General features: G+C 55.5%; 18 protein-coding genes. 11 read left to right on the plus strand and 7 right to left on the minus strand.

Annotated elements, in window-relative coordinates; translation table 11 throughout:
• The first annotated feature begins 136 nt into the window (after nt 1–136).
• Nucleotides 137–1249 carry a DUF1615 family protein gene (locus tag F3J26_RS13600; protein WP_166994371.1) on the plus strand — a complete coding sequence of 371 codons (1113 nt, stop codon included), beginning with the start codon at nt 137–139 and terminating at the stop codon, nt 1247–1249.
• Between the two features lie 39 nt (nt 1250–1288).
• Here F3J26_RS13600 and F3J26_RS13605 read toward each other — a convergent pair whose 3' ends face one another.
• On the minus strand, nt 1289–1627 hold the full coding sequence (locus tag F3J26_RS13605) for a DUF2755 family protein (RefSeq protein ID WP_039296508.1): 339 nt from the start codon (nt 1625–1627) through the stop codon (nt 1289–1291).
• A 272-nt stretch (nt 1628–1899) separates the two neighbouring features.
• Between F3J26_RS13605 and F3J26_RS13610 the strand changes: the two genes are divergently transcribed.
• Nucleotides 1900–2112 (plus strand): DUF2754 family protein, encoded by a 213-nt coding sequence (locus tag F3J26_RS13610; RefSeq protein WP_034807641.1) that lies wholly within the window; start codon nt 1900–1902, stop codon nt 2110–2112.
• 3 nt (nt 2113–2115) lie between these two features.
• Here the strand turns inward: F3J26_RS13610 and ddlA are convergent, their stop codons facing one another.
• Complete coding sequence (gene ddlA / locus F3J26_RS13615) at nt 2116–3216, minus strand: D-alanine--D-alanine ligase (RefSeq protein ID WP_008454473.1); 1101 nt, start codon at nt 3214–3216, stop codon at nt 2116–2118.
• A 232-nt stretch (nt 3217–3448) separates the two neighbouring features.
• On the opposite strand from ddlA, the gene F3J26_RS13620 reads away from it, so the two are divergent.
• The 4 genes from F3J26_RS13620 (at nt 3449) to F3J26_RS13635 (ending at nt 7126) form a co-directional block, all read left to right on the plus strand.
• On the plus strand, nt 3449–4666 hold the full coding sequence (locus F3J26_RS13620; RefSeq protein WP_166994373.1) for an MFS transporter: 1218 nt from the start codon (nt 3449–3451) through the stop codon (nt 4664–4666).
• A 273-nt stretch (nt 4667–4939) separates the two neighbouring features.
• The gene (iraP, locus tag F3J26_RS13625) at nt 4940–5200 is read left to right on the plus strand and encodes an anti-adapter protein IraP (RefSeq protein WP_038475168.1); all 261 of its coding nucleotides are present in this window, start codon (nt 4940–4942) and stop codon (nt 5198–5200) included.
• A gap of 93 nt (nt 5201–5293) precedes the next feature.
• Nucleotides 5294–6712 carry an alkaline phosphatase gene (phoA, locus tag F3J26_RS13630; protein WP_166994375.1) on the plus strand — a complete coding sequence of 473 codons (1419 nt, stop codon included), beginning with the start codon at nt 5294–5296 and terminating at the stop codon, nt 6710–6712.
• A 102-nt stretch (nt 6713–6814) separates the two neighbouring features.
• Complete coding sequence (locus F3J26_RS13635) at nt 6815–7126, plus strand: PsiF family protein (protein ID WP_008454479.1); 312 nt, start codon at nt 6815–6817, stop codon at nt 7124–7126.
• Between the two features lie 192 nt (nt 7127–7318).
• Here the strand turns inward: F3J26_RS13635 and proC are convergent, their stop codons facing one another.
• Nucleotides 7319–8128 carry a pyrroline-5-carboxylate reductase gene (gene proC, locus F3J26_RS13640; RefSeq protein WP_008454480.1) on the minus strand — a complete coding sequence of 270 codons (810 nt, stop codon included), beginning with the start codon at nt 8126–8128 and terminating at the stop codon, nt 7319–7321.
• Between the two features lie 324 nt (nt 8129–8452).
• On the opposite strand from proC, the gene F3J26_RS13645 reads away from it, so the two are divergent.
• Nucleotides 8453–8914 carry a YaiI/YqxD family protein gene (locus tag F3J26_RS13645; protein ID WP_008454481.1) on the plus strand — a complete coding sequence of 154 codons (462 nt, stop codon included), beginning with the start codon at nt 8453–8455 and terminating at the stop codon, nt 8912–8914.
• Here F3J26_RS13645 and F3J26_RS13650 read toward each other — a convergent pair.
• The gene (locus F3J26_RS13650; protein WP_166994377.1) at nt 8911–9663 is read right to left on the minus strand and encodes a DUF2076 family protein; all 753 of its coding nucleotides are present in this window, start codon (nt 9661–9663) and stop codon (nt 8911–8913) included. The genes F3J26_RS13645 and F3J26_RS13650 overlap by 4 nt on opposite strands.
• 351 nt (nt 9664–10014) lie before the next feature.
• Between F3J26_RS13650 and aroL the strand changes: the two genes are divergently transcribed.
• From aroL to ppnP, 3 genes are all read left to right on the plus strand, one after another.
• Nucleotides 10015–10539, plus strand: a complete 525-nt coding sequence (gene aroL, locus F3J26_RS13655; protein ID WP_008454483.1) for a shikimate kinase AroL — start codon at nt 10015–10017, stop codon at nt 10537–10539.
• A 329-nt stretch (nt 10540–10868) separates the two neighbouring features.
• Nucleotides 10869–11546, plus strand: coding sequence for an AroM family protein (locus tag F3J26_RS13660; RefSeq protein ID WP_008454484.1), 678 nt, complete (start codon nt 10869–10871; stop codon nt 11544–11546).
• Nucleotides 11547–11628: 82 nt separating this feature from the next.
• Complete coding sequence (ppnP, locus tag F3J26_RS13665; protein WP_008454495.1) at nt 11629–11922, plus strand: pyrimidine/purine nucleoside phosphorylase; 294 nt, start codon at nt 11629–11631, stop codon at nt 11920–11922.
• Nucleotides 11923–11982: 60 nt separating this feature from the next.
• On the opposite strand, the gene rdgC is transcribed toward ppnP, so the two are convergent.
• Nucleotides 11983–12894 carry a recombination-associated protein RdgC gene (gene rdgC, locus F3J26_RS13670; protein ID WP_008454497.1) on the minus strand — a complete coding sequence of 304 codons (912 nt, stop codon included), beginning with the start codon at nt 12892–12894 and terminating at the stop codon, nt 11983–11985.
• A gap of 125 nt (nt 12895–13019) precedes the next feature.
• Between rdgC and mak the strand changes: the two genes are divergently transcribed.
• On the plus strand, nt 13020–13931 hold the full coding sequence (gene mak / locus F3J26_RS13675; protein WP_166994379.1) for a fructokinase: 912 nt from the start codon (nt 13020–13022) through the stop codon (nt 13929–13931).
• A gap of 481 nt (nt 13932–14412) precedes the next feature.
• Here the strand turns inward: mak and sbcC are convergent, their stop codons facing one another.
• Entirely contained in the window at nt 14413–17568 is a 3156-nt protein-coding gene (gene sbcC, locus F3J26_RS13680; protein WP_166994381.1) for an exonuclease subunit SbcC, read from the minus strand.
• Entirely contained in the window at nt 17565–18782 is a 1218-nt protein-coding gene (gene sbcD / locus F3J26_RS13685; RefSeq protein WP_166994383.1) for an exonuclease subunit SbcD, read from the minus strand. Before sbcD ends, sbcC begins: the two co-directional genes overlap by 4 nt.
• Nucleotides 18783–18953 lie beyond the last annotated feature (171 nt).

An 18953-nucleotide genomic window follows, 5' to 3' on the forward strand; every position in this document is an offset into this window, starting at 1 on the left:
GGTATTTGCCTGGTCAGTAGTTGCAAATGAAATTACTGACCAGGCATCTAGTTGTCAATCGGTGATTTCCAGTAGCGCACAAACTGAAAAACAGGCAGGGTGGTGCGGTTGATGATGAAAGGGAAAGGATATTAACATGGTGGGTTATCTCTCTCCGGCCCGGCGGCTTGCCGTGCCGGGGCTGCTGGCGCTGCTTGTGCTGGCCGGCTGTACAACTAAAACCACAACGCCGGGTACCACGACAACGGCGGCAAAACCGGTAGATATCGAAACCCTGGCCCAGCGCAAAATCCCTGACGGGGTGAAGGATCGCGCGGGGCTGGCAAAAGATCTGCTGACGACCCTGAAAAGCCAGAACCTCGAGCAGAGCGAAGAGAATATCTGTTCGGTGCTGGCGGTGGCGCTGCAGGAGTCTAATTTGCAGGCCGATCCGGCGGTGCCGGGGTTGAATAAAATTGCCTGGAAAGAGATCGACCGCCGCGCGGAAAAAATGCACATCCCGCCGCTGCTGGTGCACACCGCGCTGCGCATTAACTCCCCCAACGGCAAAAGCTATAGCGAGCGGCTGGATAACGTCAAAACCGAAGGGCAGCTCAGCGCTATTTTCGATGATTTCCTGACGATGGTGCCGATGGGGCAAAAGCTGTTCGGCAGCTTTAACCCGGTACGCACCGGCGGCACGATGCAGGTCAGCGTGGCGTTTGCCGAGAAACATACCGATGGCTACCCGTGGAAAATAGAGGGGACGGTGAGGCAGGAAGTTTTCACCCGCCGCGGTGGGCTTTGGTTCGGGACTTACCACTTGCTGAATTACCCGGCTAACTATACGAAACCGCTTTATCGCTTCGCCGACTACAACGCGGGCTGGTACGCCAGCCGCAATGCGGCTTTCCAGAGCGCAGTGAGTAAGGCGACGGGCGTGAAGCTGGCGCTGGACGGGGATCTGATCCTTTACACCAGCGATAAACCGAGCAGCACCGAAATGGCGGTACGTAAGCTGTCGAAACAGCTGGATATGAGCGACAGCGAAATCCGCCGGGCGCTACAAAAAGGCGACAGCATTGGGTTTGAAAAAACCAGTCTTTACAAGCAGGTCTTCGCGATAGCGGAGAAAAAAGCGGGGCAGCCGCTGGCCAGAGAAGTGCTGCCGGGGATCGTGCTTGAAAGCCCTAAAATCACCCGTAATTTGACCACGGCCTGGTTTGCAAAACGCGTGGACGACAGGCGGGCAAGCTGTATGCAGAGGTGACGATGGCGGGCGGAAGCGGCAAAGCTTCCGCCTTTTTGATCAGTAATACCAGGCCGAGTGGCGGCGGTTTCTCAGGCGTATCGTCAGGGCGACAATGCCGATGGCGACAGCGCCAAGCAGGAAGGGAATCAGCCCGAACACGGTGCTGACCGCCAGGCCCATCTCAATGCGCGGGCGGCTGGCATCGTTGCCTTGCGCCAGGTATTCCAGCAGGCCGGGCGCCTGCACAATAAGATTCAGCATTTGGGTGGCCACCCAGAAGCAAAAGAGAACGAACAGCGCATAGGCGATATTGCCCGGCACCGATCTTTCTGATTTTGCTGTCATTATGACCCGAGTAGCCGGAATAACGGCTTTCGACAATGAAATATCAGGCATCACGACCTCCCGTAAAAACGCAATCTGAACCGAATGTGTGGCATCTCATGGCGTGAATTTTGGCAGGTGATAAGCGTTGTCAATATCAGATTGCTGGTAATTTGGAGGCCAGAATCCTCCTGGATTTGCATTTTTTGCTCAAGTTCACATTTTCGTAACCTAAGGTAAATCTCGTTAACATTATGCTAGCGGAGTGCGTGGCAACCGCGCGTTTCTCTGCCGCCGATGTGCGACAATGCCAGCAGGCTTATTTTTGAATGCGTGAGGCGGCTATGTTAACCCTGAAAATGCGTCGGGACTGGCACTACTATGCGGTGGCGATTGGGCTGATTTTTATTCTGAATGGCGTGGTCGGCCTGCTGGGCCTGGAAACGAAGGGCTGGCAGAGCTATGCGGTGGGGCTGGTGACCTGGGCGATCGGTTTTTGGCTTGCGGGCTTTATTATCCGCCGTCCCCGGGAAGAGTCGGGCACGGCGGAGCCTTAAGGATTACGAAGTGATCGAGCTTTTCAGCGCGCAATCCTGCTGGTGGCGCTCAAGGGCAAGCTCAATCAGGCGGGTTATCAACTCCTGGTAGCTGATACCGCTGGCCTGCCATAGCTTGGGATACATGCTGATGTTGGTAAAGCCCGGCAGCGTGTTGATCTCATTGATGATCACGTCGTTAGTTTCCGTCAGGAACACGTCGACGCGGGCCATGCCGCTGCACTCCAGCGCCTGATAGGCACGAACCGCAATTTTACGGATTTTGTCGTTAACGTCGGCGTCGAGCGCCGCCGGAACGACAACCTGTGCCGCCTGCTCATCAATGTACTTGGTGTCGTACGAATAGAACTCGCTGTTCACCACGATCTCGCCGCAGGTGCTGGCCTGCGGGTAATCATTCCCCAGCACGGCGCACTCGATTTCACGGCCTTTAATGCCGGTTTCAACCACCACTTTATGGTCAAACTCAAAGGCTAACGCCACCGCCGCGTGATATTGCTCTTCGGTGCTGGCTTTGCTGACGCCGACGGAGGAACCCTGGTTGGCTGGCTTGACAAACAGCGGCAGACCCAGCTGTTTTTCAACCTCGGCGAAGCTGATTTTGGCGCGGTTAGCGCGGGTTAGCGTGATGAACGGAGCCACGTTCAGGCCCGCATCGCGCAGCAGGCGTTTGGCGACGTCTTTATCCATGCTGACCGCTGAGCCCAGCACGCCGGAGCCGACGAACGGCAGATTGGCGACGCGGAGCATGCCCTGCAGGGAACCGTCTTCGCCCAGCGTGCCGTGCACAATCGGGAAAATCACGTCAATTTGGGAAAGCTGTTCTGCGGTGCTGGTTTCAATCAGCTGGTGTTCGGTCTGGCCGGGGACCAGCGCCACGTTTTTCTCTGACCGGTTCAGGGCGATAAGCGCCGGATTGTTGGCGTTCAGCAGGTAGCTGGACGCATCGTTGATATGCCACTGGCCCTGTTTATCAATCCCCAGCAGCACAACATCAAACTTCGACTTATCAATGGCGTCGACGATATTTTTTGCCGACTGCAGCGACACCTCGTGTTCTGCCGATTTTCCACCAAACACGATACCAACCCGCAGTTTTGCCATGCCTTTAATCCACCCATAAACTTTACGAAAGAGGACAACATAGCACGCTCATTCCGGGGATTCATGTGGTTCCTGCAACAACCTGTCCGGTCGGGCAGGATATGTGCTTTAGTAAGCAATCATGTCTGGATCGTAATGACAGCGCCGGGGCGCTGACGGCAATATTCATTAGTGTGATAAGCTTTCCAGAAATCGTTCTATTCTGGTTGCATCCCCTTTGAAAAAGCGCGCTATGGAGTCCTGGAAGGTCAATCTCATTTCGGTCTGGTTCGGCTGTTTTTTTACCGGCCTTGCGATCAGCCAAATTTTGCCTTTTCTTCCGCTCTACGTTGAGCAGCTTGGCGTCACTTCCCACGAAGCCCTTTCCCTTTGGTCCGGCCTGACGTTCAGCGTCACGTTTTTGGTTTCGGCTATCGTTTCGCCGATGTGGGGCAGCCTGGCCGACCGCAAAGGGCGCAAGCTGATGTTGCTTCGCGCCTCGTTTGGTATGGCGGTGGCGATTCTTCTCCAGGCCTTTGCCACCAACGTCTGGCAGCTGTTCCTGTTGCGCGCGGTAATGGGGTTAACGTCGGGTTATATTCCTAATGCAATGGCGCTGATTGCCTCTCAGGTGCCACGCGAGCGCAGTGGCTGGGCTATCAGTACGCTCTCAACCGGGCAAATCAGCGGTGTGATTGTGGGCCCGCTGCTCGGCGGTTTTATGGCGGATCATCTTGGGCTAAGGCCGGTATTCTTTGCCACCGCGGGGCTGCTGATGGTCAGTTTCCTGGTGACGCTGCTGCTGATAAAAGAGGGCGCTCGCCCGAAAATCAGCAAAGATGAGCGCCTGACCGGGAAAGAAGTTTTCGCCACGCTGCCTTACCCCTGGCTGATCCTCAGTCTGTTTATCACCACGCTGGTGATCCAGCTCTGTAACGGCTCGATTGGCCCGATTCTGGCGCTGTTTATTAAACAGCTGGCCCCGGACAGCAACAATATTGCGTTTATGAGCGGGTTTATCGCCGCCTTGCCGGGCATATCCGCGCTCTTTGCCGCACCTAAATTGGGCAAACTGGGCGACCGGATTGGCACTGAACGTATTTTGATGGCGACGCTGTGCTGCGCCGTGGTGTTATTCCTTGCCATGTCCTTTGTCACCTCGCCGATGCAGCTTGGCATCTTGCGCTTTTTGCTGGGTTTTGCCGACGGGGCAATGTTACCGGCGGTGCAAACGCTGTTGCTCAAATACTGCAGCGACCAGGTCACCGGGCGTATCTTCGGTTATAACCAGTCGTTTATGTATTTGGGGAATGTCGCCGGGCCTTTAATGGGGGCAGGGGTTTCCGCAATGGCCGGTTTTCGTTACGTTTTTGCGGCAACCGCCGTGGTTGTGCTGTTCAATGTCTGGCAGCTGGCGGTGGCTTTTAAGCGCAAGAATGCCCGCCAGGCGCTGGCCAGTAAAAGCACTTAGCCGCCAGCCAGTTTCTCTGTGTGGGATATTATTGAGCAAAATATGAAGATTGATTTCGACTTATTATTCATTTAGTCGCTACCACAGATTTAGAGAATAATATTCCATTATTCTTTTTTTGTGGTGCAAAAAATTCGTTGTCGGGATTATTATCAGACGGAATCATTTTAATATTGCTGCTATTTGCTGTGACGCACATATTTAACCTGAGATATTGCTCTCAGGTGGATCTGAGTGTTAACGTCATGCCTTAACCCCGCAGGGACTGAGAAAATGAAAAATCTTATTGCTGAGTTATTGGTTAAGCTCGCCGAAAAGGAAGAAGAATCGAAAGAGTTGGTTGCTCAGGTTGAAGCGCTGGAAATAGTGGTCACAGCCTTATTGAGACGCCTTGAACAGGGAGAACGTTCGGCGCTGGTTGCCAGCATTGAAGGGGCGTTAGATGATGCCTCCCCAAAGACGGCAGTGCCGGTCCAGGATACCGAATTACTCCGACAATATTTAAAAAAGCTCCTTATCCATCCCCGTAGTTGAATCAAATTTTACTGTCATATTAGTGTCATAAGTCATTTTTATACTCGCTCTGTTTTTATTTATATTCAGTAGTTACTACATGGAGAAAATAAAGTGAAACAGAGCGTAATTATCGCCAGCCTGCTGCCTTTGCTGCTTGTCAGCGCCCCATCAAAATCACAAGAAACATCCTCTTCCCCTCTGGAAAATCGCGCCGCTCAGGGAGATTTAACTCAGCCGGGTGGTGCTCGCCGTATTACAGGCGATCAAACTGAAGCGATCCGTGCCTCGCTCAACAATAAAACAGCGAAGAACATTATTCTGCTGATTGGCGACGGAATGGGCGATTCGGAAATTACCGCCGCCAGAAACTATGCCGAAGGGGCTGGTGGTTTCTTTAAAGGAATTGATGCCTTACCGCTGACCGGGCAATACACCCATTATTCTTTAGACAAGAAAACGAAAAAGCCGGATTACGTCACCGATTCTGCTGCTTCCGCTACGGCGTGGAGTACCGGCGTGAAAACCTATAACGGTGCACTGGGCGTGGACGTTGACGGGAAAGATCACGTCACCATCCTCGAACTGGCGAAGGCGGCCGGTAAGGCGACGGGCAACGTATCCACGGCGGAAATTCAGGATGCCACGCCAGCGGCGCTGGTTTCCCACGTGACGGGGCGTAAATGCTATGGCCCAAGCGCCACCAGCGAAAAATGTGCCACTAACGCGCTGGAAAACGGGGGCAAAGGCTCCATTACCGAGCAACTGCTGAATACCCGCGCCGACGTGACGCTTGGTGGTGGGGCAAAAACCTTTAGTGAAACGGCAAAAGCCGGTGAATGGAACGGGAAAACGCTGCGCGAGCAGGCCGATGCCCGTGGCTATCAGTGGGTGGATAACGCCGCCGGCCTTGCGTCGGTGACAGAAGCTAACCAGCAAAAACCGCTGATCGGTATGTTCGCCGACGGCAATATGCCTGTGCGTTGGGAAGGCCCGAAGGCCACTTACCACGGGAATATCGATCAGCCAGCCGTGACCTGTACGCCTAATCCGAAGCGCGACAGCAGCGTGCCGACCCTGGCGCAGATGACCGAAAAAGCTATCGACCTGCTGAAAGGAAACGAGAAAGGCTTCTTCCTTCAGGTCGAAGGCGCTTCTATTGATAAACAGGATCACGCCGCTAACCCATGCGGGCAGATTGGCGAGACGGTCGATCTCGATGAAGCCGTGCAAAAAGCGCTGGAGTTTGCCCGTAAAGACGGCAATACCCTGGTTGTTGTCACCGCAGACCACGCCCATTCCAGCCAGATTGTGGCGCCGGACACCAAAGCCCCAGGACTGACTCAGGCGCTGAACACCAAAGATGGCGCGGTGATGGTCATCAGCTACGGCAACTCCGAGGGTGAATCTCAGGAGCACACCGGCACCCAGCTACGCGTGGCGGCCTATGGCCCACATGCAGCCAATGTGGTGGGGCTGACCGATCAGACCGACCTGTTCTATACCATGAAATCAGCGATGGCGCTGGAGTAAAGGTGAGCTTGCGTAACAGGTAAGAAAAAAATGCGGCGGAAACGTCGCATTTTTTTTGCCTTAGGCCAGACTTTAAACGTCACAATAAAAAAGGAATAAGGTATGAAATTTTCATTATTAGCGGTGTTACTGGTAGGGTTGGTTGGGTCAGCAACGGCGGCGGATAAAACGATGACGCCGCAGCAGCAGCGTATGACGACCTGTAATCAGCAGGCGGCTTCGCAGTCTCTGAAAGGGGACCAGCGTAAGAGCTACATGAGCAGCTGTCTCAAAGGGGAAGCGCCTGCCGCGGCGGGGAAAACCCTGACGCCTCAGCAACAAAAAATGAAGGACTGTAATGCGGACGCGGCGAAGCAATCGCTGAAGGGCGACGCCAGAAAAACCTTTATGAGTAATTGCCTGAAGAAAAAATAAGTTGTTTTGAATGACCCTCACCCCGGCCCTCTTCCTGAGAGGGAGAGGGGGGGACGGTCGATTTATGCTCGATTCAGAGCCCTCTCCCCTCGGCAGAGGGCTTTTATTTTGGGTTTTAATGAGGGGATTTATGCTCGATCTAATCCCCTCTCCCCCGCGGGGAAAGGGTTAGGGTGAGGGGTTATATCAAAATCAGGACTTCCCGAGCAGCTCTGACTTCGCCATACACTTCACCATCGCTTCCATCACGGCAGCGCGGAAACCTTTCTCTTCCAGCACTTTGACCGCTTCAATGGTGGTGCCGCCAGGGGAACAAACCATGTCTTTCAGCTCACCCGGATGGGTACCGGTTTCCAGCACCATCTTCGCCGAGCCCATCACCGCCTGAGCGGCAAACTGATAGGCCTGTTTGCGCGGCATACCGCCCAGCACGGCGGCATCGGCCATGGCTTCGATAAACATAAATACATAAGCCGGGGCAGATCCGCTGACGCCCACGACCGGGTGGATCATCGCTTCGCTTACGACTTCGGCCTGGCCAAAGCTGCGGAAAATGCTCACCGCATCGGCAATGTCTTCCGGCGTGACTAGCGCGTTTGGCGTGACCGACGTCATGCCCGCGTTCACCAGTGCAGGGGTATTCGGCATTGCACGGATAATTTTCCGGTCATGGCCCAGCACTTTGGCCAGGGTTTCCAGAGTGATACCCGCGGCAATGGAGATAATCACGGTGTCTTTGTTCAGGTCGGAGTTAACTTCACTCAGCACCTTAAGCATGATGTTTGGCTTCACGGCACCAAAGACGATGTCGGCTATCTGCGCAACTTCCTGCGCGCTCTGCGCCGGGTTAATGCCGTATTCTTCGCACAGGGCCTGAACTTTGTCCGGCGACGGGGTGTAGATCCAGATATTGCCGGCAGGCACAAGGCCGCTGGAAATCAGGCCGCCGAGTATGGCTTTGCCCATGTTACCGCAGCCAATAAACCCTATTTTCTTGTCCATAGCATGACTCCATGGTGATGTGTTTTGTTATTTGATGGTAATAGCTTAACCAGACTTCTGACAAATCTAATGGGGATAAAATTCTGCAATGTGTCGCCATAAAAATAAACTGGAAAATCAATTCATTGATTTTCGGCTGATAACCACAAAGAGGGAAAAACCACGCTTTTTCCCTCTTTGTCAGCAATCTCTTAACGCGCTTTTTACCGCTTAGGCTATGTTTGCACGCAACGGCGAACGGCCGGGGTGGAAACAGATAAATTTTGTCATTCGGCAAAAGCACGGCAAAATCGCCCCCATTCCCACCGAAAGTCAGGAGCCATAATGCAAATTTGGGTGGATGCCGATGCGTGTCCAAAAGTCATCAAAGAGGTGCTGTTTCGCGCGGCAGATCGCGCTCAGGTTATGGTCACGCTGGTGGCTAATCAGGGGATGAAAACGCCGCCGTCGCGGTTTATTCGCAGCCTGCAGGTTGCCTCTGGGTTTGACGTGGCGGATAACGAAATAGTGCGTCGCTGCGAGAAAGACGATTTGGTTATCACCGCCGATATTCCGCTGGCGGCAGACGTGCTGGAGAAAGGGGCGGTGGCGCTGAATCCCCGGGGCGAGCTTTATACCCCTGCAACCATTCGTGAACGCCTGACGATGCGTGACTTTATGGATACTCTGCGCGCCAGCGGCGTGCAAACCGGCGGGCCGGACAGCCTGAGCCAGCGCGACCGCCAGCAGTTTGCCAATGAGCTGGAAAAGTGGCTGCTGAAGGTCGCGCGGGCGCAAAAGTCTTAGATAAAGCTGTCGTCGTCGTCGCCGTAATCGTCGCCGTAATCGTCGCCGCCAAAATCATCGTTACCGTAATCGGTATTGTCCTGCGACTGCCAGCCGCCCTGGTTCTGGAACTGACGGTCATCGACCTGGCTGTAGTCGTTGACCGAGTCGAATGAGCTGTTGTCGAAGGTCGGCGCCGGTTCATTGATAATATTGACGATCTCTTCCGGCTGGCTGCGGTGGAACATGCTGGTCAGCATTTCTGCCACCACGACACCACCGGCTACGCCCGCTGCGGTTTGCAGCGCGCCAGATAAGAACCCGCCTCCGGCACGTGGGGCGCTGGCCGGGGCAGCCTGTTGCTGTGGTGCACCATATCCGCCCTGTTGTGGCGCGCCGTAGCCTGGCGCAGAAGAGGTGCCATAGTTCTGGCTACCCGGAATCGGATCGGAGCCACGCGCAGTATTATTACTGCTGCTGCCGCCGCCGAACAACCCGGCAAGGAAACCGCCGCTGCTTTGCTGCTGGCGAGATTTCTGCTCCAGCTCGCTCACCTGCGCTTCCAGGGCCTGAATTTTGCCATTCAGCTGCTTCATGGCCGCTTCCTGGATAAGGATCGTCTGCGTCATGTAGTAGGCGGCACCCGGCTGCTGGCTGAGGTGTTGCGCAATCCGCTGTTCGGCGGCCGCATCGCGGGTGGCACTTTGGCTTTCGGCCTGTTTCAGACGGTCAAAAAGCCCGTCAATAAGACGCTGCTCTTCAGCTTGCATGGTTCATACCTCTGTCATGATGAAATCTTAAAACGAGTCTGGATCACATTCAGCGTAGGTGAAACGCCTTAATCGTAAAGCTAACCATAAATGTGTTACCGAATCTCAGATTAAGGGTTGTCATTGGCCTGGCGTTTAAAGTATTGTGGCGCAGTTAGCAGGTGGTGGATTTAGTTTACACTTGTTACGCATCAGTTAATGCCGTTATAGCTGGGCTTTAAGCGACAGGTTTCATTTTTTGTAATCATAGGTTTACACTTGTCGCGTACTAGTTTAGTGGTATTATCGCATTCTGTTTTCCTGCTTTTACCCCTTGTGGCCTCAGGCCCGCATTTCCGAGGATTATCTTTGATGACTCAACCCCTATTCTTAGTCGGCGCTCGCGGCTGTGGTAAGACGACCGTCGGTCAGGCATTGGCGAGAACGCTGGGTTACGCCTTTGTCGATACCGATAGTTTTCTGCTGAACCACACCGGCAAGAGCGTGGCGGAGATTGTGGCCGAAGAGGGTTGGGAAGGGTTTCGGGCTCGTGAATCCGATGCGCTGCAGCGCGTGACGGCCCCGGCGACCGTGGTGGCAACCGGTGGTGGCATGGTGCTGGCAGAGGGCAATCGGCAGTTTATGCAGGAAAACGGCATCCCCGTTTGGTTACATGCCCCGGCGCAGGTTCTGGCTTCACGCCTGACCGCCTCTCCGGAAGAAGGGCAACGCCCAACGCTCACAGGGAAAGGCGTTACCGATGAAATCGTTGACGTGCTCGCCGCTCGCGAAGGGCTCTACCGGCAGGTTGCCCGCCACATTGTGGACGCCACTCGCTCTCCTGATGCGGTAGTGGAAGCAATCCTCAGCGCGTTACAAATGGCCCGCGCCAGTTAGCCTATACTTAACGCTCATCCATAAGAAATTAAGGACGAGCGATGGCCATTCAGCCACTTTTCGTCGAGAGCCTGACCGGCAGGATCAGGCGTACGCCGCGCGTGCGACCTTCTTCCTAAGAGAAACTTTTATCTCATTCATTTAGCTAAAATATATTCCTTAGAGATGTTGCTCAGTAGTTGATGTTTCGTTAAGGATTTCGATGTCGCTCTGGTTGTATGCTGCGGATTGTGGCGATCAAAAAACGATCGACCCGGCGGAGTTATTTCATAGCGGACGTGGAGCAATGCAGCGAAGAGGGCGGTAACTGAGTAATAGCGGAGCGAAGCATGAAACCAACTGTAGCCATTCTCACCGTCGGCAAAGTGTCAGTCAGTGAGGTTTTACCTTTTTTAACTGAACATATCTCTGAACAACAAATCTCTCAGGTCAGCCTGTTGGGCAATCTCTCCCCCGATGAGGTTCGCCGTCAGTTTTCCCCGTCCCCCGGTGAAGAAACGCTGCTCACGCTATTGGCGGATAACACCATTACGTCAGTCGGGCGGGACAAAATCTCCATTGCGATGCAGGGCATCATCGAACAGCTGGATAATCAGGGCTACGAAGTTATCCTGCTGATGAGCACGATGCCGCTGACGGGGTTAAGCGCCCGCAATGCGATTCTGCTGGAGCCTGAGCGCATCATTCCTCCGCTGGTAGCGTCGATTGTGGATGGTCATCAGGTAGGGATCATTCTGCCGGTTGCAGAAATGATTAAGTTTCAGGAGCTGAAGTGGCGCAAGCTGACCCATCCGCCGCTTTATTCGCTTGCGAACCCGATCCACGGTAGTGAAGCCGAGCTGCTGGAGGCCGGAAAAAAACTGATGGCTGAAGGGGCGGATGTTCTGGTCCTCGACTGCCTTGGCTACCATCAAAAACACCGGGATTTACTGCAAAAGCAGCTGGATGTGCCGGTGCTCTTATCCAACGTACTGGTTGCCAGATTAGCCGCAGAATTGCTTATCTGAACGGAATTAACAATTTGCGTGACAGGCCGGAGAGTTCGCCTCTATAGTGGTTTTTTCACTAATGTCGATAAAGGGCCTGTCCATGCTTCAGAGTAACGAGTACTTCTCCGGGAAAGTAAAATCCATCGGTTTTACCAGCAGCAGCACTGGCCGTGCGAGCGTTGGGGTGATGGCGGAGGGGGAATACACCTTCGGGACCGCCCAGCCGGAAGAGATGACCGTAGTGAGCGGCGCTTTGCACGTTTTGCTGCCGGGGGAAACAGAGTGGAAAACCTATGCTGCGGGCGAAGTCTTTAACGTTCCGGGCCACAGCGAGTTTCATCTGCAGGTTGCTGAGCCAACGTCCTACCTTTGCCGCTACCTGGCCGATAAATAACTGACTTTCAGGCCCCTCGTTTCACCGCGAGGGGCTTTTTTTATGCGTCAGCCACGGCAATTAACGCTGTGCTTCTCCGCCGAGAGCTTCCACCAGGTTGGTAATCAGCGCCGACAGCTCGCCGGTCATCAGAATAAAATCGGCGTCGAAACGTCCGCCAAAATCTTCCCGGTCGATATCGTCGTTCTGTTCGCGCAGGATATCGGCAAACTTCAGGCGTTTGACTGAGCCATCGTCCGCCAGCACGAACTGAATACGCTCCTGCCAGTCCAGCGCCAGCTTGGTGACCACTTTGCCGGTTTCAATGTGCGCGGCGATTTCATCGCACACCAGCTCTTGCTGCTTGCAGCGGATCACGCCGCCGCCTTCAAGGATTGCCTTGAGCTCAGCTTCGTCCATCAGCGCAAAGCCTGCCGGAACATCCCCTGAACGTACCCACTCGGTCAGCGTCAGTTCGATAGGGTTTTCCAGCGCCAGCGGGACCACCGGCAGAGAACCCAGGCTTTTACGCAGCAGAGCCAGCGTATCTTCCGCTTTTTTGGCGCTGGCGCAGTCAACCATGATCAGGCCGTTGACGGTGTCTATCCACATCATAGTCTGGCTAAAGCGGCTGAAAGCGCGCGGCAGCAGGGAGTGCAGCACTTCGTCTTTGAGGGAATCTTTCTCGGTCTTCTTCAGCTTGCGGGCCTGTTCCGCTTCGAGCTTATTGATTTTGGCTTCAAGAGCCTGTTTGATGACCGGAGCGGGCAGAATTTTTTCTTCTTTACGGGCGCAAATCACAATCTGGCCGTTGGCAACATGGGTTAATGCATCGCTGTGCGAGCCCATCGGCGACACCCAGCCGGTTTTGGCCATGTCCTGGCTGCCGCAAGGGGTGAAGGTGAAGGCGGCTAACTGTTTTTCCATTGCATCCGCCGTCAGCGTGATGTCACGGCTTAAACGGTAAACCATTAAATTTTTAAACCACAGCATGATTCTGTCCCAGGTTGTCAGTTAAACGCAGCGGGCATGATAACGAATTGACGGCCTCGTTTCATTGTCTTTGCTTGGCCTGCATTTTAGGTAGTTGATAATTATCACCAAATGAGGAAGTTCTTGTGCGCATAGGTATCGATCTCGGTGGAACTAAAACAGAAGTGATCGCGCTGGCAGACGACGGTAAACAACTTTATCGCCACCGTTTGCCCACGCCAAAAAACGACTACCAGGCCACCATCAAAAACATTGTTGAGCTGGTGCGGCTGGCGGAAGAAGCCACGGGCGAGACCGGTACGGTAGGGCTTGGGATCCCGGGATCGATCTCCCCTTATACCCGAGTGGTGAAAAATGCGAACTCAACCTGGCTGAACGGGCAGCCGTTTGACAAGGATCTTAGCGTGGCGCTCAAGCGCGAAGTCAGGCTGGCGAACGATGCTAACTGCCTGGCGGTGTCGGAAGCGATTGACGGCGCTGCCGCAGGGGCGCCGATCGTCTTCGCGGTGATCATCGGAACCGGCTGCGGCGCGGGCGTGGCGATCAACGGCCGAAGTCTGATCGGTGGCAACGGCACCGCGGGCGAGTGGGGGCATAACCCGCTGCCGTGGATGGATGAAGACGAACTGCGTTTTCGGAAAGAGGTGCCGTGCTACTGCGGCAAACAGGGCTGTATTGAGACTTTTATTTCCGGTACCGGATTCGGCACGGACTACCAGCGCCTGAGCGGGAAAACGCTGAAAGGGCACGAAATCATCAGTCTGGCAGAGCAGCAGGATCCATTGGCAGAGCTGGCTATCAGCCGCTATGAGACGCGTCTGGCGAAGTCGCTGGCGCATATCGTCAACATTCTCGATCCGGACGTGATCGTGCTGGGCGGCGGGATGAGCAACGTGGAGCGTTTATACCGGACGGTGCCGCAGCTGATCAAACCGTGGGTGTTTGGCGGCGAGTGTGAAACGCCCGTTCGCAAAGCGGTGCACGGGGATTCCAGCGGCGTTCGCGGTGCGGCGTGGCTGTGGCCGATAGAGAAGTAAATCGCCCCTCACCCCAGCCCTCTCCCCAAAGGGGAGAGGCGGAAAACAGATGCCGGAAACGTGGTTTTTTCCCTATGCCTCTGGGAGAGGAGTAGGGGGGAAGGGAAAAACCAGAAGCGACAGCGTAGTTGAAGTTAGTACCGGGTTTAAAGCGAAACACGGTTCAGGCTTAAATCGCCTTCGTTTTCTCTCCGACTGGCCAGGGTCCGGACGTCGGGAACGGCCGGAGGCTGAGAGCGTCGGGAACGCATCTCAGCCGGCCCAGGACTGGGAGATAAAACGGAGGTCTGCCGCTTCAGCGGTCGATTTATTTCGCCGGGAGTCCGGGTTCTCAGGGGAATGACGGTGATTCCCCTGAGACGTTCACCGATGCGGTGGTGACATATGAAACCGAACTGGAAGTGAACGGAACCTTAACCGTTCCTTCATAAGCGTACTTGTGACTTAAAGAGCGTTCCCTCTGGTGAGAGCCTGGCAAGGATCACTCCACCGCGAAAGCCTTATCCAGCCGGCTGACACCTAACCCGTTAATCTTCTTCACCTTAATCTGCACCGGGATCCGCTCCTTCATCGCCTCAACGTGACTGATCACGCCGATGGTTTTGCCGCTGGCGTTCAGCGTATCCAGCGCGTCGAGTGCGGTATCCAGCGTCTGCGCGTCCAGAGTGCCAAAACCTTCATCCAGGAACAGAGAGTCAATGCGGGTTTTATGGCTGACCAGATCGGATAACGCCAGCGCCAGCGCCAGGCTTACCAGGAAGCTTTCGCCGCCGGAAAGCGTGCGGGTGTCACGTACCGCATCGGCCTGCCAGGTATCGACCACCTGTAATTCAAGCGCTTCGCTGTCTTTACGCTGTAGCAAGTAGCGCCCGTGCAGGCGATTGAGCTGATTGTTTGCCAGCCAGACGAGGTTATCCAGCGTCAGACCTTGCGCAAATTTGCGGAATTTATCCCCTTCTTTGGAGCCGATAAGCGCGTTGAGGTAGCCCCAGTCTTCCGCCTGTGCTTCACAGGCTTTTATTTCCTGCATCAGCGTTTGCTGGCGAACCCGGTTTTCCTCGTCGTGCCGCAGCTGCTGGGTAATTTGACCCTGTTGTGAAGCATTCTCACGCAGCTGGAGGGCAAGCGCCGAGATTTGCGCCTCCAGTGCGCCAGGATCTGTTTCTTCGTGCAGATTGTCTGGCCGCGCCGATAAGTGTTGAGTCAACGCACTTTCCGCCTGTTCCAGCAGAGTGACTTGCTGCTGATGCTGGCGCTCCAGAAGCTGTTTACGCTGTTCCAGCTCAAGGCGCTCGGTCTCTTCCAGCAGAGCGCGGCGGAAATCGGCTTCGTCGCTGAACTGGCTGGCCGAAAGCGCATTCCTGAACTGTGTCTGCGCCTCCGTGGTTTCTTCTTCGCTTTGCTTCAGCTGCTGTTGCAGGGACTGGCGCTGCCCTTCCAGCAGGTTGCAATCGTTATGCAGCGTTTGCCAGTTTTGCAGCGCCGCCTGATGCTCGTGTTCATCCAGCGGCTGCGGGGCGGAGCCATCGTCCGCAAGGGTTGAGAGCAACATGTCGAGAGCGGAGAGCTGCTGGCGAAGCTGCGGCAGTTTGTCCTGCTGGTGCTGCCATTGCTGAGATTCCCTTTGGCGAGCCTCCAGCCAGGTTTGCTCTTCGCCAGGCTCAGGATGCTGGAGACCGGCCTGCTCCAGCCCCGCTTGCAGCGACGCGCGCTGTGCCAGGTAGTCTGCTTTCAGTTTTTCATGCTGCTGGCTGTCGCGTTGATATTGCGCCTCCAGCGCCTGCCGCTCGCCAAGCTGGCGCAGCTGCAGCTCGCGCTGTTCCTGCTCGTCAAGCCAGGCGCTGAGATCGTCCTGAGGCGTTAAAGCGATGGCAAGTTCGGCACACTGCTGCTGCCAGCGGGCCGAGAGCGACGTTTCCTCTGCCTCAATGGCGGTGCTGGCCTGCGCCAGTTTTTCGCGCTGCTGGCGCTGGGTATCAAGCTGACCTTTAAGGGCAAAGCCAAGCTCTGCGAGTTTAGCCACTTCTTGCTTAAGGGCGGCCAGGCGCTGTTGGTTCTCCTCTGGTTCGAGAGCCTTATACGCCTCTACAGCCGGGTGTTGGGTTGAGCCGCAAAGCGGACACGGCGAGTCAGGCTGCAGGCGTGCGCGCTCGGCTTCAAGGCTTTGGATGCGCTTTTCCTGTTCGACGACTTTTTCCAGATCCGCTTCGTGCTGGCGTTTGTCTTTGTACTGCTGGCGCTTTTGCCCCAGGTCAACGTCTCGCTCGGCAATCTGTTTCTCCAGCTCGACAAGCTCGCGCTGTTGCTCGGTTTTGCGTTTCTCCAGCGTGGCAAACTGCGGCTGCAAAGTAGCCAACAGTTGGCGAGCAGGCCGGGTTGCCAGCATCCGCTGTAAATGAGCGCTCACTTCATCAGGAGAAAGGCTAAGCTTTGGCTCCGGCAGCGCCTGCAGCTTTTGCCGACTGGCCTCGAGCGCCTGCTTTAGCTCAGTAAGCTGTTTTTCGTCGCGCTGCTGCTGCGTGAATGCCATGCGCCAGCCCGTCAGTTCGGCAGACCAAAGTCGATAACGGTCATTCGCCGCGAGCCAGTCTTCGACCTGCTGAGCTTCTCTCTTCAGCCGCTGAGCCTGTTCGGCGGCCAGCATTCGGGTTTGCTGCCGGCGGACGGAAAGCTGCTGTAAGCGGGTATTCACTTTCTCCGCCGCCTCGCTGTTTTGCTTCAGCGACTGCTGCTTTTCCTGCAGCCGCTGCCAGTCAGGGCGAAGTTTTTCGGCGGGCAAAGCTCGGGTCAGTTTCGCCAGCATGGGCTCTGCGTCTTTGACCGCCTGACTGGCTGTGCCCAGCGCCTGCTGCTTTTGGGCTTTGTCGGCAGAAAGCCGGGTTAGCTGAGCGAGCCATTGCTGGTGCTGCTGCTGCTGTTGGTGCTCCACGGAAAGCTTTTTCTCTTCCAGAGTGAGCGCCTGCAAACTCTCGGTAAGCTGCTGTTGCTGCTCAGCGGTTAGTAGCGCGACGCCGGAAGCCTGAGCCAGCAGGTTTTCAAGGCGGCTTTTGATTTGTTTATGATTTTCAAACACCGCGGCGGAAACGGTGCCGTAAATCTCCGTGCCGGTCAGTTCTTCAAGCAGCGAGGCGCGGTCGTTGGCATCGGCGTTTAAAAAGGCGGCGAACTGCCCCTGGGAGAGCATCATTGAGCGGGTGAAACGGTCGTAGTCCAGCCCGGTGAGCGCGGCGATAATCTCCAGCTTGTCTTTGATTTTATCCGCCAGGATTTTGCCGTCGCTGATTTGAGCCAGCTCCACGCGCGGCGCCTGAAGGTTGCCGTTTGCCGCGTTGCGGGCGCGGTTCTGGCTCCAGAAGGCGCGATAGCCCGTACCTTTTACCTCAAACTCGACTTCGGCCAGGCATTCTGCGGTGTCGCGGGTCATCAAGTCATTTTGCGACTGCGACACGGTGCTGAGGCGCGGTGTCTTGTGGTACAGCGCGAGGCAAATGGCATCCAGCAGGGTGGTTTTGCCCGCGCCCGTGGGGCCGGTGATGGCAAACAGCCCGTTGCTGGCGAAAGGCTCCTGGGTGAAATCAATTTTCCACTCGCCTTTCAGGGAGTTAATGTTTTTTAACCGCAGGCTGAGGATCTTCATGCCTGTTCCTCCCGCTGGTGCAAATCTGAAAGGGTTTGGGCAAACAGCGTTCTTAGCCTGGCGGCGCGCTCCTCGCTGGTTTCTTCCTGACTCAGCCGCCGCTCAAAAACTTCTTCAACGCTTAACTCGCTCAGCGTCTCTTTATGCTGGCTGGCAATCACCCGCTCGCGCTGTTCGCGGCTGCGGCGCAGCAGAACAACTTCAACCGGCAAATCGTCTGTGAGCGCCTGCACCTGGCGCTGCATGTCGTGCAGATATTCGTCGGTGGCGATTTCGATATCCAGCCAGACTTTGGGTTCAGCAGGCGCGTTTCGCCACTGCTCTAGCTGCCGCTCGATTTCACTCAGCGACCCTTTCACGATGGCCAGCGGCTGGCTGATGGGGACTTCCAGGGGCTCGACGCTGGTTAGCGCTCCGCCGCTGAATGTCACCAGAAAAACGGTTTTTGCTTTGCCGGTTTCGTCGAAACTCAGCGGAATCGGCGAGCCGCTGTAGCGAATATGCTCCGTGCCGCCAATTTTCTGCGCGCGATGGATGTGCCCGAGCGCAATGTAGTCGGCGGGCGGGAAGTGCTGCGCCGGGAAGGCATCCAGCGTGCCAATATAAATATCACGCACCGCATCGGATTTCGTGACGCCTACCGTGGTCAGGTGCCCGGTGGCGATAATCGGCAGCGGCTGGTCACCGCGTAGCGCCACGGCGGCGGCATAGCATTGCTGGTAATGTTCGCTGATGGCTTCCATTAAAGAGCGCTGTTTTTCATGGCCGGACAGCCCCGCCTGGCTACTTTGAATGTCGCGAGGACGCAGGAAAGGGATAGGGCAGAGAATCGCCCCCGGCGTGCCGTCTTTTTGATTGAGCAGCAGCGCCTGTTCGTCTTTGTTATGGCGGGCGCTGGCAATGACGCGGGTGTTCAGGCAGGCCAGCAGCTCCCGGGATTCATTCAGGGTAGCTACGGAATCGTGGTTCCCCGCCAGCACCACGAGCTGGCAGCCGGTGCCCTGCAGCTGCACGACAAAACGGTTATACATTTCACGGGCGTAGCTCGGCGGCGAGCCGGTATCAAAGATATCTCCCGCGACGAGGATCGCATCCACCTGATGCACGACCGCGGCGTTTAATAGCCAGTCGAGAAAGGCCTGATGTTCAGAGGCCCGGCTTTTGGTATAGAAGTTTTGGCCGAGGTGCCAGTCTGATGTGTGGAGAATGCGCATAACCTGTCCCATGGCAAAGAGGCGAATTACCGATTATAAGCTATTGAGCTGGCAGCGTAACCGCCAGTAAAAATCCATGGCTGTCATAATTCAAAAAGGTGAAATATCTTGCCGTCATCTTTTTCATAAATCTGTCACAAATCTGACGCATACTGGCGCACAATTAATAAG

Origin of the sequence: Enterobacter sp. Ap-867, assembly GCF_011752855.1 — a bacterium.
GTDB lineage: Bacteria > Pseudomonadota > Gammaproteobacteria > Enterobacterales > Enterobacteriaceae > Cedecea.